Genomic DNA, 18,445 nt, shown 5'->3' on the forward strand with positions numbered 1-18,445 from the left:
GTTTTATCTTAACAAAAAGCCAAATTAATGACAAGGTACATGACGACTTCTTGATAGCAAAAAAGACAATACAAAAAAACCGTAAGCCTCTACTTTCGAGACTTACGGTCAATTATTTATTAAGCAAAGGTGGTAACATCAGATGCGTCCAAACGAACAGACTCAAAGCCTTCTTCATTGGCTTTCCCAAGGGCAATAATCAAAATAGGCACGTGTCTTTCTTCATCAAGACCAAACGCTTTTGCGAGACCTTCTTTTTTATAGCCACCGATAGCATTAGTATCGTATCCATAAGAGCGAGCAACGAGCATTAACTGCATAGCGGCAAGGCTAGCATCGATGTGGACAATTTCATTCATCATTTCACGAGGAGCATTTTCATACATAGGGACAATACTTGACAGTTGTTTTTCTTTGACCTCTTCAGGCATTTTCCCTTGAGCAACTGCCTTACCGTAGATTTCTTCTGCTCTTTCTTGGCTCTTCAAATCGGCAAAAATGAGAACCATGGCTGATGACGTTTCATTTTGTAATCCATTGTAGCTGACAAAAGGTTCCAATTTTTCCTTGCCTTCCTTACTATCAACGACGACAAAACGCCAAGGCTGCATATTCACTGATGAAGGTGCTGTAACAGTCTTGTCCAAGATTTCCAACAATTCTTCTCGTGGAATATTGACAGAAGTATCAAAGTTACGAATGGAACGACGATTATAAACGATATCTGAAAAATCATTGCTTACTACAGGCATCTTATGTCTCCTTTTTTTGATTAAATGAAAATAATATAATCAAAATTATAACACAAGACAATTGTTATCAAAAATATTTGCTACAGACGACTAAAGATTCGTTTCCTTGAGCCCTAGCCGTTTCACTTCAGATGAATAGTAAACCATGATGGTAATAAGACTGAGTGTGATTACCCAGATTGACTTAAGGTGCACAAAATGCATCAGAACGGCTGAGACGATAGCACCAACTACAAAGCTCCCTACGATAAAGCTATAATTGACAGCCTGACGACGATATTCTCTCTGATCACCACTTCCCTGAATGGCATAATAGAGGGCCGTTAACATCCTTCGATAATTTCCTGAGGTCATAAATATCACGAAGGGATGATTCTCAATCTGACTGCCAGTAAAAGTCTTCATCATGATACCTGCGGAAAAAGCGATAATCGGGAGCTCAATCAAGGCATTTGAAGGTAGAAAAGGCAGGATAGCTGTCATCACACAAAGTGGAAGAAGACCATAAACTCGCCAATAGGCATTCTTACGCTGGTCTTTAAACCACATACCAAAAAGAAAGCCTAAAGAAAAGAATAAGATTGAAAAGCAACGCAACAAGTTATAGTACATACTACTGTTCTGCCAGTCAGAGACTAAGAGAAGGATATTCCCAGTCTGTGTAGCAACTAAACTATGATAGTACACATGACAAAAGACATCCAAAGCCCCTCCCGAGAAACTCAACAAATTAGCCATCAGACGCGTATTTTGAGGAAGAAGGTTCCGCGATTCCATAGCATAACTTCCCTTCTAATAGTAATTGATAGGATAGCCTTATTATAGCAAATTCGGGAACACACAGTAGAAAAAAACAACCCTCACGAGTTGCTTCTATCCTATTAAAAATTAACTGTATCAGGATCATCCTGAGTTTTAATGCCTTGAATCTTATCCAACACTGCCATATCTTCCTCTGACAAATCAAAGTCAAAGATATCCAAGTTGGCTTCGATATTTTTTGGTGTCACTGACTTAGGTAGTGGCAAGAAACCTTTTTGAAGGCTCCAACGTAAGGCAACTTGAGCAACAGATTTTCCGTTACGTTCAGCCACTGCTTCTACGTCTTCATTTCCAAAAATGCTACCAGTACCTAGTGGACTGTAGGCTTCAAGAAGAATGTCACGCTCTTGGCAATAGGCAACCAAATCTTCTTGGGCACAACCTGGAGCCAAAAGAATTTGATTGACATGTGGCACAATTTCAGCCGTTTCAAGGAGAGCATCAAGATGACGCTGCATAAAGTTAGACACACCGATAGCACGCACCTTACCATCTTTGTAGGCTTCTTCCATTGCCTTCCAAGCACCTGCATTGCCAACCTTCCAAGCATCATTCTCACGAAGAGACTTTGGATTAGGCCAGTGGATGAGCAAAAGATCCAAATAATCCACACCTAGTCTTTCAAGAGACTCGTCGATAGAGGCCTTAGCCAAATCGTAATCGTGCTTGTCATTCCAGAGTTTAGTCGTTAGGAAAATATCCTCACGCGCCACATCACTATCTGCAATCGCCTTACCTACAGAAACCTCGTTACCGTAGATTTGCGCCGTATCAATATGTGTGTAACCCGCCTTAAGTGCGAAACTAACGCTGTTATAAGCTTCTTCCCCTTCTGGAATCTGCCAAGTCCCAAAACCATTTTTAGGAATCGTAACGCCATTTGAAAGTGTATATGTTTCCATCCTGTTCTCCTTTTCAAGTTGTAACAGAATTATCTTAAAGGATATAAGATAAAATTGCAAAAATTTGCTACGGCTTGTTTGATGAATAGTTCCTTACTTCTTTTTCCGCTTCTTTTTAAAGACAACACCATTTTCTTTAAGGATTTCCATGCTCACCTTTCCAACTCCTCTAATCGCTGCTACTTCCTCTTCCGTTTTCTTTTTAAAATCTTTAAATTCTATTAAGCCATGTTGACGAAGTATACGCTCCACACTTATTGAAAGACCTTGGAGGGCTTTGCTTGGTTCTATACTTTTTTCCAATTCTCTAATTAGTTTGTGCAATTCTGGATTTTTCTTTTTCGCAACATGTCTTTGTGGACGTTTTGCACGATATTTTTCGATTAACCAAGTAAAATAATATTCTGACTGGGACAGATCAACGACTTGATTAAAAACCATCAAAAGACTTTGCATACTATTGGCTTCAAATAAGATAGGGTTGACTTTAAGCGTTTCGGCAACTAGACGCTCTTCATCACCTTGTTCAATCATTTTTAAATAATTTTCGAACTCTGGATTTTTTGCATAGAGAAGATCAAAATAGAAATCCGCATCCTCAATATGTCCCGTCATTAGAGAGACCGTCATCATTGGTACTATCATCAAATCTTCTTCGTGATATTCCATCTGCTCACATTCAAAAAAGCTTTTAGCCTTATCAAAGTCCTCCAGATTACAATAGGTAGCCATCAATTCGTAACGGACTCCCATGTGATCTTGAACATCTATCTCTAGAATCTCTTCAAATTCCTTAATAGCAAACCGCTTCATACTGTTGCTTAAATAAAATTTAGCAAGATTATACTTCAAAGACAAATAAGGACACTCGTCAAGATTAGCCCAGCCCATTTTTGGACCTTGATCCCACTTGGACCTTTGCTCTTTTTCTAAAGCAATTAAGCCTTTTAGATGTTCAAGTGGACTTTGAAAAGTTAAGAGCATCTGCTTAGCATCAAGATTTTCAGGATCTAGTTTTAAAGCTTCTGTCAAAAATTCCTGACTTCTCGAAGGATCTTCCTCGTGATAATGATAAGCCTCTTCAATGAGTTTCCAAGCTCTCTCCTGCTTTGAATCAGGGGAAGTGATCTCATCAAAAAGCCCTTGGTTGTATTGTCTTGCAAAATCTTCAAGAGCCATGTCCACACTGAGATACTCTGTAATATGTTCTTCTAAGAATGCTTCTGCTTTTTTTGTGAAGTCTTCAAAAGATGATGTCATCAATCTTCTCCAATCTATGTTTATTTCTCTAACTACTATTGTATACGTTTTCATAGAACATTACTATATTCTAAGTGAAATCAACAACCTCTTAAATTTTTATTGACAAAAATAGTCGCCAATCACAATACAGATAAGAATCCATAGAGTCTTATTTTGGGACATCTAAACTCAAAGTTGTATATTTATATTAGATAGAGTGCCATTGGACGATTAACGTCAAGGCATAATCTTCAAGTTTCATTTAAAGCTACAAAAAATCATTAACGTCTTGGGAGTGGTTTAGTCCCTTTTCTATATCAATAACTTTAACTCACTTTTTCATAATTTTACTTGACCACCCCCATTTTTAAGGGAATTGAAAACTGAGTTATATTTTAAAAGGAAACAGAGGTCTGTTTCCTTTTTTCTTACTTCAAACCATGACAAAAGGAAACCCTTTCGAGTTTCCTTTATCAAATATATCGTTGGAGGCAAAGTCCAATAATACTTTAGTTGAGTGGTTCAATCATGAAGCTCAATTGATAGCTATCTGCTGAGCTAACCAAGAATTCGTCATGAACTGGAGCACCCCATGAGTCGTCACCACCGACACCCATTTGAGCAGCAAGAACTTTAATCCATGTAGCATCAGATTGTTGCAATTCATATTGATGACGAGCATTTTCAATTTGTTCAGTACTGTTACGCAATGCACTGAATTCGAATGCCTTATTAAGTGCGGTGAATTTAAGACCATTATGGTTATCATCAGATACTGTAAATTCACGAGTACCATAGTGATTACCAGATTCTTGTGGCATTAGATATGGAGCAAATGTCTTTTCAACAGATGTTTCATATCGACCAAGATAGGCACCAGGAAGTTTATCAAGGTAGCTTTCTTCTGCACCGTATCCATAATAGCTTAGGTTTGTAAATTGTGAACCGATAGCAAATTCTAGACCAAATTCAGGGAAGTTTGGCAAACCTGCTTTACCTTCATAATCTGCAGTAACAAAGATTCTACCTTTGCTGTCAACTTGATAAGTTACCTTAACTTCGACATCAGACAAGCCAGGCAATTCATGAACATAAGTCACTTTAACAGAGTCATCTTCAATTTGAATTTGAGTATCTGTAACCTTACTATAGTTTCCAGCAACTTTCCAGCCTGCCATTTCGAATGGATATCCAGCACCACGATCGTTGTCGGTGTAAGCACGAGTAAAGTTAAGTTTAGGACCTTTCTCAATGAATTCAACACCGTTATACTTAGCAGATACTAGCGTATTTTGTGCACGTGAAAGCAAGATAGAGAAGTTTTGTCCTTGAATTCCGATGTTGAAGTCGCCTTCAACAACATTCAAAGGTGCTTTAACTGCTGTTTCAGTGCTAATCTTTTCAGCAACATATTGACCACGAACAATTTCATGTCCTTTTGGAGCCCATTCAGTTGCTTCATTCTGAACACAAACAACTTCATAAATTCGTTCAGCATTTGAAGTTCCAACAGCGAATTCTACTGTGAATGTTGCTTCTTCACCTGGTTTAACATCAAAGTGATATTCACTTTCGCTAACTTTTCTACCATCTTCGTAAACTCTAGCTAGGAAAGTATAAGCAGAAAGATCTTCAAAGACATTATCATTCTTGATAGTTACTGATTTTTCATCAACAGCAATCTTAATATTAGAGTAAAGATGTTTAACTGTTTGAAGTTTTGGAGTTAGGGTACGATCTGCGAAGACAATACCATTTCCACAAAATTCGTAGTCAGAAGGTCTATCATGCCAGTCACCACCATATGATAGGAATTCGCTACCATTTGGAAGTGGTTTGTAAATAGCTTGGTCAATGAAGTCCCAAATAAATCCACCTTGGTATTCTGGATATTTCTCTAAGTCAGTGTAGAGTTTCAATCCACCACCAGAATTACCCATTGTGTGCATGTATTCACATGAAATATAAGGTTTTTGAGGATTGTTAGTGAGGTATTCTTCAATATCAGCTGGTTTCGCATACATACGACTTTCGATGTCTGTAATGTAATCAAATTCACGACACCATGTAACACCTTCATAGTGAACTGGACGAGTATTGTCAACACTACGGAAGTAATCAGCCATGTCAGCAATATCTTTACCAGCATATGATTCATTACCACAAGACCAAATGATAACACTAGCATGGTTCTTATCACGTTGGAACATGTTATTGGCACGATCCAAACAAGCAGGCAACCATTCTGGTTCACTAGCTGGGATATTCCATGAAGGTTCGCTTAGACCAAGTTTTTGCCATGTACCGTGTGTTTCAAGGTTGGCTTCATCGATAACATAAAGTCCATATTCATCACACAATTCATACCAACGTGTTTGGTTAGGATAGTGAGAAGTACGAACAGCATTGATGTTATGTTGTTTCATCACTTTGATATCCCAAAGCATATCTTCTTCAGTGATACAACGTCCTGTTCTAGCGTTAAATTCGTGTCTGTTAACCCCTTTAAAGACAATTCTCTTACCATTCAAAAGCATGAGTGTATCTTTAATTTCAAAGTGTCTAAATCCAACTTTAACTGGAACGACTTCAACAACTTGGTCATCATCCAAAACATGAAGGGTCAAATTGTAAAGTTTAGGACTTTCAGCACTCCAAGGTTTGATTTTCAGATTTTCAAGACTTACAGATAGTTCACCGTCACCATTAACAGATGCATCACCTTCTGTAACGATGCCTTCATGATCTGAAAGAACATATTTAATTTTCTTATCTTCGTAATCTCCAACAGTCTTCAAATCAATATCCAATTGACCTGCTTTTGTTTGGTAATCATAATCTCCCTTAACAAAGAGATCTTGAACGTGAACTTTTGGAATAGCGTACAAGTAAACATCTCTGAAAATACCGTAAAGTCTCCAGAAGTCTTGGTCTTCCAACCAGCTTGCTGTAGAGTAACGATAAACAGCTACCGCCAACTTGTTATCACCTTCAACAAGGTAATCACTGATTTCAAATTCACTAGGTGTAAATGAATCTTCACTGTATCCTACGAAGTTACCATTGACCCATACAAAGATGGAAGTGGCAACCCCTTGGAATGAGATAAATACTTTTTTATCTTTTAAAGCATCATTCAAGGTAAAATGTTTAACGTATGATGCAACAGCATTTGATTCTTGAGGAACTTGAGGTGGACGAAGGAATTCTTTACCATCCCAAGGATATTGGGTATTCACATATTGTGGAGAACCAAAACCTTGAAGCTCTAAATGACCTGGTACATTGATGAAATTCAAATCAGTTTCATCAAATTCTGTTTTATAAAAGTCTTTTAAAACTTGATTTGTATTCTGAGCATAGTGAATTTTCCATTTTCCATTAAGAGATTGTCTTAACTTCATCTCCCCTTCAGAAAATTCTGCAAGAGATTCAAAATACTTATGATCTGAGTGAGCGTCAACAGTATTGACGCTAACAATCTTTGGATCGTTTAAGTAAGTTTGAATTTTTTCAGTCGTGTTCATAGATTATTCTCCTTTTTTGAAGGTAATAACTTCAGACAAAGCTTCTACCTTTTCTCCAACTTCTTGTTCAAGATGGAAAGCACTGAATTTTTCTGAATTGGTTACAGTGACAAGTACTGTGTCATCAAGACCGTTTTTCTCAATAATTGGTGACCAGAACTCAAGAAGTTTTTGTCCAACTTCAACACGATCACCTTGTTCTACGTAACTAATGAATCCTTCACCTTTAAGTTTAACTGTTCCGATACCAACGTGGATAAGAACAATGACACCATCTTCACTTTCAATACCAACTGCATGGCGAGTAGGAAGAACTTGACGAATGGTACCACTAATTGGTGCAAAGACAGCTCCATCAGTAGGTTTAATGGCGAAACCTTTACCCATGCTACCTGAAGCAAAGTGTTCATCATTAACACTTGAGAGGTCAACCAAATGGCCAGTTGTAGGGTTTACAAGAGATACGACGTTAGCTTTAACTTCATTTTCAGAAGTTGCTACGCTAAAGCGATGTTCCAATTCTTCAACAATTTCAGCGTGACGTGCTTCAGTCAAAGTGATTTTACGAGCAATAATGAAGGCTCCGATAAGCATTGCTGCTGCTGGGAAACCAAACATGCTAAGCTTAAAGATAGACTGTTGATGTGTTGTAATTGTTGATGCTGAGGCACCTGTTGTCATACCAGCAGCTACGGCAATTGTAGAAACAAGCCAGTTTGACATCGCACCACCAAGTTTATCAACAAGTGGACGAACTGACAAAGTAAGTGATTCATCACGGTGTCCCAATTTCCATTGACCATATTCTACTGAGTCAGAGATAATCATGAGGATAACAAGGAACACAAGAGGTTGTGGAATAAAGAAGAGTTCAGCAGCAGTCAAGATCATTGGAAGTGATGTTCCTGCAATACTAAAGATTCCGATACCACCGAGCATTACTGCAATACATCCATAGAACAAACGTTTACGGTTGAATTTACCAGCTAGGCTAGGGAAGAGTGAAACTGAAACCAAACCAACAACTGTATTCAATCCGTAAAGGATTGAATATTTCCCTGGATCACCAAGGATAAATGTGAAGTAAAAAAGTTGAAGAGCATTAAGTGTATTAATACCAAGACCATAGAACCAATATCCGAGAGACAACCACATCAATTGGTCGTTTTTACCAAGAACTTTAAAGACTTGTTTAAGGCTAGTTTTTTCTTTGTTATCACGAAGTTTTGACTCAACTTCACGTGTACCAATACCAACAGCAATTGATGTAATCACACCAATGAGAGCAACGATAAATGCAAACCAGAACCATCCAGATTTATCTCCAGAGCCACTACTGTTCGTCATAGAGAAGAACAAAACGATTGGCATGATGGCAACACCTACAATATTGGCACCAATAGTAGAACCAATACGGGCAAAAGTTGCCATTTTTTCACGTTCATGACTGTCAAGAGACAAGGCAGGAATCATTGACCAGAAACCGATATCTTTAATTGAGTAGAAGACATCCATTACAAGGTAGATAATTCCGAAAAGTACAAGGTACAAGAAAGGATTTGTTTTATTCAAACCACCTAAATCGGTGAAGAGAAGCAACAAGGCGATAGAACTGATGATACCACCACCAACTACCCATGGTTTGAATTTACCATACTTAGTATGAGTGTTATCAATCATGTTACCAATCAATGGATCGATAAATACTTCCAAGATACGCAAAATAGCGATGATGTTAGTAATTAATAGTACGTAGTGACTATTTTGCTTTGGATCACCTGTGTTAAACAAGTGAGTTGTCACAAACATGATAAAGTATGTTGACAACGTTGCATAGAAGACGTCGTTACCAAAAGCACCAGCTGAATAGGATAGACGAGACTTCATTTGACCTTTAGATTTTCCCATTACGAAAACCTCCTGTTAGTTGTTTTTTGAATACGCTTACATTATATAAGTATTAGTTTAAAGTGTCAATAGTTTTAGTGATTTTTTACTAAATTTTTACTAAAACATGATTATTTTGATGAATTAAAATATTGGAAACCGATTTCATAGCTTACACTATGACCCTCCTCCAAGATGATATCTCCAAAATCTGTATGATTAACGGCATCTGGGAGTGTTTGAGCTTCCATAGCTATAGCTTCTCGTCCTTTTGCAATTGTTCCTCGATCTCTCGCAAAGTAAATATTATCCTCTATAATATCCATAGTATAAATAACTAAACCATTTCTGTTAGAGAAGATTTCAATACCATCTCCGCTTTCTTTGTCATGCAAAATAGCTACTTTTTTCACATGATCACAAGTTTCCCCTCCAACTACAAAGGCATCATCAAAACCGTTATTTGCTTCAATTTGAGGTAGTAAGTCAGTTGTCTTTCTAAAGTCATAATTTGTTCCATCTACATTAATTTTTTGTCCTGTTGGAATTAACTCAGAATCCAACTCTAAACGATAGTCTGAATAGATTTGTAACTCATGACTTGATAAATCCTGTTTGTCACTAAGATTAAAGTAAACATGGTTTGTCGGATTAAAGACTGTTGACTCTGTAACATCGAAGGCTTCAAAGAGTATTGTTAAGCGGTTATTATTGTTAAGTCTATAACTAATAGAGACTGTAACATCACCAGGAAAGCCATCTACACTTGAATAAAGTCTTCTAACAAACTTTGTCTCAACATATTCATCATTCAGGTTTGTGACATAGTTCCAATTTTGAACCTGCATTCCTTTTGGACCACCATGTAAACAGTTTTCTCCCTCATTCTTAGGAAGACTATAAAGAACCATATTATGAGTATACGAAGCTTTCCCAATTCTTCCAGCAACCCTACCAATGGACTGGCAGGCACATAAGTTATTCTTATAGTAATCCTCGTAATCACTGAAGCCAAGTACTATATTTTTAAGAGCACCGGTTTCCGTTGGAACCAAAAACTCCTGAAGTGTAGCACCTGTTGTGAGTGTAGAAATGACAACACCATTATTATTTTCCATTGAAATTTTACTGACATCGCCTGAATCAACTTTTCCAATAATTTCGCAGCTTATTTTCATATTTTTTCCTCAAAAAACAAAGAGTACAATAATTATATATACTCTTTGACCCTTTGTTTATTATTTTAATTATCCTCGATCATCGTACCCTTTTGGATGGCTAGAATGCCATGCCCAAGCACTTGCGATGATTTTTTCGATGTTATCAAATTGTGGTTTCCATCCAAGAACTGTACGTGCTTTTTCAGATGAAGCAATCAATGTATCAGGATCACCAGGACGACGATCAGCCTTCTCAGCTGGAATTTCTTTACCAGTTACCTTACGAGCGGCTTCAAGAATTTGAAGGTTTGAGAAACCTGTTGATGAACCTAAGTTAAAGGCTGTAGATTCATTACCTTTACGAAGATATTCAACAGCAAGGAGGTGAGCATCAGCCAAGTCAAATGGGTGAACGTAGTCACGAACATTTGTACCATCAGGAGTATTGTAGTCATCCCCAAAGATCATGATTTTTTCACGAACACCTTGAGCTACTTGAAGAATAATCGGTAGAAGGTGAGTTTCTGGACCGTGATCTTCACCAATAGAACCATCAGGTTTTGCACCAGCAACGTTGAAGTAACGAAGGGGGACATATTTAATACCATAAGCTTTATCAGACCACTTCATGATAGTTTCCATCATCAACTTACTTTCACCGTATGGGTTGATAGGTTTTTGTGGTGTTGTTTCAAGAATTGGAATTTCTTCTGGAATTCCGTAAGTTGCTGCTGTTGATGAGAAGACAATGTATTTAACACCGCATTCGTTCATAACTTCAAGCAATTTAACCATTCCAGCTGTATTGTTATCAAAATATTTGAGTGGTTTTTCCATTGATTCACCAACCAATGAATAGGCCGCAAAGTGAATAACGGCATCAACATCAGGATTTTCTTTGAAGACCTTTCTCATAAAATCTTGATCAGAGAGATCGCCTTGGTAGAAAATAGCATCTGGATGTACGGCAGCACGGTGACCGGTTACCAAACTATCTACTACTACTACTTTTTCTTGACCTTTTTCAACTAAGCGATCAACCATGTGAGAACCGATATAACCAGCTCCACCTAATACTAAAATTGCCATTTCTTATCTCCTTTCTTCAGAAAAAACAATTAATCAGCTAAATTTACAAAATCTACAAATGCTTTAAACTGATCTAAGCCTTCACTATTAGTCTTATAAACACCTGCATCTTCTAGTACACGAGCAAAGATATCTGCAACAGATTGTCGAACAACTTCTGTCACTTCCTCAGCCGTAACATTCGGATTTTGAGCTTTGAGTTCATCTGCCCATTCTTGGTGAATTGGAGCAACTTGGTTACCTTGACCTAATAGATAATCTTCAACATCTTTAAGTTCTGTTTTCAAACGAGGAGGAAGAATGGCCAATCCCATAACTTCAATCAAACCAATGTTTTCTTTCTTAATATGTTGAACATCTTTATGTGGGTGGTAGATACCGTCTGGATGTTCTTCAGAAGTTTGATTGTCACGAAGAACCAAATCCAATTCAAATTTGCCGTCTTTTCTACGAGCAATTGGGGTAATGGTGTGGTGAGGTTGTCCATCAGACTCAGCCAAGACACCAGCTTTTTCGTCTGAATAACCACGCCAACAATTTAAAATTTTGGTTGCAAGAGCAATAAGTCTTTCCTTATCTTCACTTCTTAAACGAAGAACTGACATAGGCCAATTAACGATACCAGCCTCAACATCAGAGTAACCATCAAAACTAACTTTTTCTTTAATGCCTGCTACTTCCATTGGGAAGGTATGGCGACCACCTTGATAGTGTTCATGTGTAAGAATCGAACCACCTACAATTGGAAGATCGGCATTTGAACCTGCGAAGTAACCAGGAAATGCTTCAACAATTGATAGGAGACGACCAAACGTCAATGGACTGATGTGCATTGGTTCGTGCTTACTATAAAAGAAGATAGAATGTTCATTAAAGTAAGCATATGGTGAATATTGGAAGCCCCAGTCATTTCCTTCCATTTGGAAACGAATAACACGATGATTACTACGTGCTGGGTGATTGATGCGACCAAGATAACCTTCATTTTCCATACAAAGTTGGCATTTTGGATAATCAGAAGCTACCGCATTTTTAGCAGCAGCGATGGCTTTTGGATCTTTTTCCGGTTTCGAAAGGTTAATCGTAATTTCCAAGTCACCGTATTTAGTAGGTGCTTTATAAGCAATATTTTGTGCAATGGCTTTGACTTTCACATAATCATTTCGTTTACTTTGTGCATAAAAGTCAGCAATTGCTTGCTCTGGGTCAGATTTATAAGTATCCCAGAAGTTACGATTGACAAGGCTAGGGCTTGGTGTAATCAAGTCCATGAGTTGAGCACCGATGATATCTTGTTCTTCATTAAGTTCACCTACAGAACCAGCTTTAACACCTGCTTGAAGCAACTGGTCTTTAAGGTCAATCAACTCAGAGCTATCTGTTTCAACATCAGCAACTCCTTCTCCAACCAAAGCAAAAACTTTGTTTGTCAAATAGATACGGTCCAATTCCTCATAATCACTATTTTCAATAACCAGAGTTACAAAAGTGTTTACTAAATTTTCAGCCATAATCTCTACTTCTTTCTCATTAATCAAGTACTCGTGAACCGCCAGCTACTTCAGCAATATAGAAGCTTGGTGCATAACCAACGACTTCTTCATAACGTTGACCAACTGCTTTTTTGAAATCTTCAACTTTATCTTTGTTTACAAGTGCGATGGCACATCCACCAAAGCCCGCTCCTGTCATACGAGCTCCAAGAACACCTTCTTGTTCCCATGCTGTGTGTGCCAAAGTATCAAGTTCAAGACCTGTAACTTCGTAATCATGTTCCAATGACACGTGAGAAGCATTCATAAGACGACCAAAGCCTTCCAAATCTCCTGATTCAAGAGCTTTACGGGCTTGAAGTGTACGTTGATTTTCAAGAACTGCGTGACGGGCACGTTTGATACGGTTTTCGTCTTTAATCAAGTAGCTGTATGCATCGAATGTCCAGAGGTCCAATTCACCAAGTGTTTGGATATCAAGTTTTTCTTGGAGTTCAGATACTGCTGTTTCACATTCAGCACGACGTTCATTGTATTTAGAATCAGCCAATTCACGACGTTTGTTAGTGTTCATGATAACAACAACATTGTCTTTTAGGTCAAGTGGTACCAAGTCATACTCTAAAGTATTTGTATCCAAGTAAATCGCACGTTGATCAGCTCCCATACCAATAGCGAATTGGTCCATGATACCAGAGTTAACGCCGATAAAGTCATTTTCAGTTTGCTTACCGATTTTAACCAAGTCAAGGCGTTCCAATTTAAGGTCATAAAGTTTTTCAGCAATAACACCAATCAATAATTCCAAAGATGATGATGATGACAAGCCTGATCCATTTGGAATGTTACCATAGATGTAAATATCCATACCTGAATCAATCGTATGACCAGCTTCTTGCAAGAAATGAAGAACACCTTTTGGATAGTTTGTCCAGTTGTGTTCTTTTTCAAAACGAAGATTTTCAAGTGGAACTTCGATGATTCCCTTATCTTCAAAGTTACCTGAGAAGAAACGCAAAACTTTGTCATCACGTTTACGGGCCGCTCCGTAAGTACCTAAGGTAATAGCTGCTGGGAACACATGTCCACCGTTGTAGTCAGTGTGTTCACCAATCAAATTAATACGACCTGGAGAAAAGAAAGTATGTTCTGCTTCTACACCAAAAACTTCTTTAAACTTTCCTCTTAACTGTGATGTCTTCATAGGATGTACCTCACTTATTCTTTTTTACACTAACAGTGTAACCCCTTTCACAAGGAAAATCAATATTTTTACTGTTTTTTTAGTAAAAAATAGGTAAAATTTTAGAAATTATGATATACTTTGGATGAAAGGAGAACAATATGGCTACATTAAAAGATATCGCAAAATTGGCTGATGTATCAATCGCAACTGTTTCACGTGTTCTCAACCAAGATGAAAACCTCTCCGTTACTGAAGAAACCAGGCACCGTATTTTAACTGCGGCAGATGAAATCGGATATACCAAACATAAGAAAATCGGAAACTTGAAAAAAGAAAAACATCAAGTGGCAATTATCCAATGGGTAAGTGAGGAAGATGAGTTAGACGATCTCTACTACTACAACATTCGGCTTGGAATTGAAACAAGAGCCCATGAGCTAGACTACGAGATGCTTCGTTATTTCAATGACATTCCTTTTAGTCTCGCTGAAGAAGTCATAGGTATACTTTGTATCGGAAAGTTTAGTCGTGAACAGATTACTGAATTGGAATCATTGGGTAGATTACTGGTCTTTGTAGATAGTGATACCCTACTTCAGGGACATCCTTGTGTGACAACTGACTTTGAAAATGCTGTTCAAACGGCACTAAGTTATCTCACTGAGCAAGGGTGTAAGAGCATCGGTCTTTTAACAGGGCAAGAAAAAACAACGGATTCAACTGAAATCGTTCCGGAGCCTCGTTTACGTTCTTATCGTAACTACTGTATTGAAAAGAGCATCTATGACCCTCTTTTGATTCTTTCAGGTAATTTTACAGTTCAATCTGGCTATGACCTTTTAGCCTCTAAAATAGTAAGTGGTACACCCCTACCAGATGCCTACTTTGCTGCTAGTGATAGTCTGGCTATCGGTGCTCTTAGAGCCCTTCAGGAAAATGGCATTAATGTCCCAGAAGATATCCAGATTATCTCCTTTAATGACACCAGTCTAGCCAAACAAGTTTATCCGCCACTTTCTAGTGTCACTGTCTACACCGAAGAAATGGGACGAACTGCCATGGATGTCCTCAATAAACAAGTCTTGGCTCCAAGAGAAATCCCGACACTTACTATGTTGGGCACTAAACTGACTCTGAGAGAAAGTACGAAATAACAACTATTTAATAGATAAAAAGTGGTCGCCAACAGTTAGTTGACAACCACTTTTCTTTTTATTTCACTTTCACACAAATAGCATCCCAGGCTTGGAGTTTGCCTTGGTCTTTAATTGGCTCTAATTCGGTATTTGCAATGACAACTTCTGCTCTTTCGAAATCATAACAGAAGTCTTGTTCTTGGTCTGATAGGTTGACTACAACCAGATAACTGCTATCTTTGGTTTTCCGAATATAAGCAAAGACTTTGTCAGCAGTCTCTAAAAGTTCAAAGTCAGCATCAATTAGCCAATCCTGTGTTTTACGAAGCTCAACCAGTTTCTGATAGGTATAGAAAATCGAATCTGGATTGGCCAGGGCTGATTCAACATTTATGTCCTTATAGTTTGGATTAACAGGTAACCAAGTCTTATCCGATCTGCTAAATCCAGCATTTTTAGACGTATCCCATTGCATTGGTGTTCGAGCATTGTCACGACCCACCTGGCGGATTTGGTCCATGATAACTTCTATCGATGCCCCTTTTTCGAGAGCTTCTTTGGCATAGTTGAGAGATTCAATGTCATTCAATTCTTCCAAAGTTCTAAAAGGATAATTGGTCATGCCGATTTCTTCACCTTGATAAATGTAAGGTGTTCCTCTCATCAGATGAAGGAGGATAGCCAAGGCCTTGGCTGACTTCTCACGATAGACACCAGTATCTCCCCACATTGAGAGAATACGAGGCAGATCATGGTTATTCCAAAAAAGTGAGTTCCACCCTTGTCCCAACTCTAACTCGGTTTGCCATTTATTAAAAATAGCCTTAAGTGCTGAAACATCCAACTCCTTCTCATACTCCCATTTAGGGCTATCTGGCTTATGCTGAAGTCCAATATGTTCAAACTGGAAAACCATGGAAAGTTCTTGATTATCTGGATTTGAATACTGTTTAGCAATTTCAGGTGTTGCTCCCCAGGTTTCACCAACGGTTAGAAGGTCGTGCTTTCCAAAGCTTGCCTGGTTCATCTCCTTGATATAATCGTGAAGTTTTGGACCGTTTGTATCAATCAGTTGATCTGGGATCTTACCAATCATATCAATCACATCCATGCGGAAACCACCGATTCCCTTATCAATCCAGAAATTCATCATGTCATAAACTTTCTGGCGCAACTGTGGATTTTCCCAGTTGAGGTCTGGCTGTTTCTTACTAAAGAAATGCAGATAATATTGCCCTGAGGTCTCATCATATTCCCAAGCGGAGCCACTAAAGATAGACACTAACTCATTAGGTTTGTCTCGCCAGATGTAGAAATCTCGTTCAAGACTTTCTGGATTTTCACGCGCTTCGATGAACCATGCATGCTCATCAGACGTATGGTTAACCACCAAGTCCATAACAATTTGAATATCACGCTTCTTGGCTTCCGCCAAAAGCTCATCCATGTCACTCATATCCCCAAAAATATCCGCAATAGCCTCATAGTTAGCAATATCATAACCATTGTCGTCCATTGGACTGTCATAGACAGGCGAAAGCCATAGGGCTGTTATTCCAAGCTTTTGCAAGTAGTCTAACTTACTGGTAATCCCCTTGAGGTCACCGATGCCATCACCGTTGGAATCCATGAACGACTTGGGGTAAATTTGATAAATCGTAGCTTTATGCCACCAATGTTTTTGCATGATTCTACTCCTCGTAGTTATTATTATCGTGAGTCTGATAGTTCTATTTTACGTTTTTCTAGAAGTTATGCAAGCGTTTTCTTTTTGTTGTTTAAAACATTTCAATGACCTATACTCCAGACTCCTTAAACTTTTGGTAATATTGAAAAATAATAGAGTTGAAATGTAAGGTTAGCCTTTGCTTATTTTAACAATACAAAAAAAACGATGGTTAATACCTTAACCATCGCTTTTTACTTTTTGGGCAAGACCATAACAAAGCGCCTCCCCGTAGAACTTTCTTCAAATCTATAGCTAAGTTCCTCATGCTCTAAAAGGTATTTGACCACAAAAAGGCCTAATCCTCCTTCTTTCTTAGACTGAGCTTTAGTTGAAATATTTTCTTTAGATACACTCGTATTTTCAATGACAAAATCAGTTCCTTCATTTTCTAAACCTATTCGAATCACTCCACCCTTATCAGAATGCTTGACTGTATTACTGATGATATTTGAGAGAACCAATTTCAAAATAGGTAAATTCATGAAAATACTAGTTGCCGGAAGATAATTGTCAATTGATAGGGAGCGATTCTCAACCAACACTTGATTTTGAGTGAGTATCCGATTTACCACATCATCTAACTGAATCCACTCCTTATCACCACCTAATTCTTGAACAGAAGATAAAGACAGGATCTCTAGGACAATCTGGTTCATCTCATCGACGATGTCAAGAGAAACTAATAGGTAGCGGTCCCGATCCTTGTAGCGACCAATTTTATCTCGCATATTTTCTAGGATAATCTTCAAGCTGGCCAGAGGCGTCTTGAGCTCATGCGAAGCTCCCCGTAGGAATTCGACCTTCATCTGCTCCAACTTCAGATTTTCCTGTTTCTGCTGCTCTAGATTGTCGATCACCTCTAAAAGATGGTGATAGAGATCGTTAATCTGTTGCTTGAGGACGCCGATCTCATCCTGCGAATGGATGGGAAGACTGGCTGTCCGATCCAGCCGCTTCATCCGCTTGGTCATCTGCTTGATTTCAAGGATCGGAGCGGAAATCAAGCGGGCATAGAGATAGGAGGCAATTAGCGATAGAACAAAGGAAGCAAGGAGACTATAGGGAAGAAAGCCCAGACTGATGTCCCGCGCTTCCTTTTGCGAATCGACGGTCGCTAAGAATTGCAAGGTTAAGTCTTTCCCTTCCTTGGTCTGAATCTTTCGCTCTTCAATAACCACCGAATTATTTTGGCTTTCAGGGTTCACGAGCAGGTCATCCTTTACCTCTATGGCATTTTGTTTTTGCTTTCCTTTGATAGACACCTTGATATCATTGGTCTTGGAATAAAGGTCGATGACCGACTCAATGGTCCCTTCTTCCTGACCCTGGAAACTCTTGGCCAGTGCTTGCGATTTCTTCAAAATCGTCTGGCGCTGGGACTCGATATAGCTCGATGGAAAAATAAAGTAAACCGAAGCATGGAGAAGGATAACTAAGCTACTAAAACATACTAAGATTAGTAGTGAGGAAATCTCCGACGGGAGAAAGTACTCACTACTTTTTTCGTTATGTTAAAGTAG

General features: G+C 38.4%; 13 protein-coding genes. 1 reads left to right on the plus strand and 12 read right to left on the minus strand.

Features of this window, described 5'->3' with window-relative positions; all coding sequences use genetic code 11:
* Positions 1 to 119: 119 nt before the first annotated feature.
* The 10 genes from H7U01_RS03845 to H7U01_RS03890 all read right to left on the minus strand — a co-directional run bounded on the left by H7U01_RS03845 (position 120) and on the right by H7U01_RS03890 (position 14,078).
* Positions 120 to 752, minus strand: a complete 633-nt coding sequence (locus tag H7U01_RS03845) for a nitroreductase family protein (RefSeq protein WP_201041154.1) — start codon at positions 750 to 752, stop codon at positions 120 to 122.
* Positions 753 to 842: 90 nt separating this feature from the next.
* Entirely contained in the window at positions 843 to 1,529 is a 687-nt protein-coding gene (locus H7U01_RS03850; RefSeq protein WP_037601064.1) for a YoaK family protein, read from the minus strand.
* Positions 1,530 to 1,633: 104 nt separating this feature from the next.
* Positions 1,634 to 2,476 (minus strand): aldo/keto reductase, encoded by an 843-nt coding sequence (locus H7U01_RS03855; RefSeq protein ID WP_201041155.1) that lies wholly within the window; start codon positions 2,474 to 2,476, stop codon positions 1,634 to 1,636.
* Positions 2,477 to 2,569: 93 nt separating this feature from the next.
* Entirely contained in the window at positions 2,570 to 3,736 is a 1,167-nt protein-coding gene (locus H7U01_RS03860; RefSeq protein WP_260318074.1) for a hypothetical protein, read from the minus strand.
* Positions 3,737 to 4,227: 491 nt separating this feature from the next.
* Positions 4,228 to 7,245 carry a glycoside hydrolase family 2 TIM barrel-domain containing protein gene (locus H7U01_RS03865; RefSeq protein WP_201041156.1) on the minus strand — a complete coding sequence of 1,006 codons (3,018 nt, stop codon included), beginning with the start codon at positions 7,243 to 7,245 and terminating at the stop codon, positions 4,228 to 4,230.
* Between the two features lie 3 nt (positions 7,246 to 7,248).
* Positions 7,249 to 9,153 carry a PTS sugar transporter subunit IIA gene (locus H7U01_RS03870; RefSeq protein ID WP_014632923.1) on the minus strand — a complete coding sequence of 635 codons (1,905 nt, stop codon included), beginning with the start codon at positions 9,151 to 9,153 and terminating at the stop codon, positions 7,249 to 7,251.
* Positions 9,154 to 9,263: 110 nt separating this feature from the next.
* On the minus strand, positions 9,264 to 10,310 hold the full coding sequence (locus tag H7U01_RS03875) for a galactose mutarotase (protein ID WP_014632922.1): 1,047 nt from the start codon (positions 10,308 to 10,310) through the stop codon (positions 9,264 to 9,266).
* Positions 10,311 to 10,379: 69 nt separating this feature from the next.
* Entirely contained in the window at positions 10,380 to 11,381 is a 1,002-nt protein-coding gene (gene galE, locus H7U01_RS03880) for a UDP-glucose 4-epimerase GalE (RefSeq protein ID WP_049554065.1), read from the minus strand.
* A gap of 29 nt (positions 11,382 to 11,410) precedes the next feature.
* The gene (galT, locus tag H7U01_RS03885; RefSeq protein ID WP_064525316.1) at positions 11,411 to 12,892 is read right to left on the minus strand and encodes a UDP-glucose--hexose-1-phosphate uridylyltransferase; all 1,482 of its coding nucleotides are present in this window, start codon (positions 12,890 to 12,892) and stop codon (positions 11,411 to 11,413) included.
* A 19-nt stretch (positions 12,893 to 12,911) separates the two neighbouring features.
* Positions 12,912 to 14,078, minus strand: a complete 1,167-nt coding sequence (locus H7U01_RS03890) for a galactokinase (RefSeq protein WP_201041157.1) — start codon at positions 14,076 to 14,078, stop codon at positions 12,912 to 12,914.
* Positions 14,079 to 14,218: 140 nt separating this feature from the next.
* Here H7U01_RS03890 and H7U01_RS03895 point away from each other — a divergent pair, with 140 nt between their 5' ends.
* Entirely contained in the window at positions 14,219 to 15,214 is a 996-nt protein-coding gene (locus H7U01_RS03895; RefSeq protein WP_201041158.1) for a LacI family DNA-binding transcriptional regulator, read from the plus strand.
* 58 nt (positions 15,215 to 15,272) lie between these two features.
* Here H7U01_RS03895 and dexB read toward each other — a convergent pair whose 3' ends face one another.
* Positions 15,273 to 16,883: a glucan 1,6-alpha-glucosidase DexB gene (gene dexB, locus H7U01_RS03900; RefSeq protein WP_175062971.1), complete on the minus strand. Its 1,611-nt coding sequence runs from the start codon at positions 16,881 to 16,883 to the stop codon at positions 15,273 to 15,275.
* A gap of 233 nt (positions 16,884 to 17,116) precedes the next feature.
* Entirely contained in the window at positions 17,117 to 18,397 is a 1,281-nt protein-coding gene (locus H7U01_RS03905; RefSeq protein WP_201041163.1) for a sensor histidine kinase, read from the minus strand.
* Positions 18,398 to 18,445 lie beyond the last annotated feature (48 nt).

Source organism: Streptococcus sp. 21.1 (assembly GCF_016648635.1).
Taxonomy (GTDB): domain Bacteria; phylum Bacillota; class Bacilli; order Lactobacillales; family Streptococcaceae; genus Streptococcus.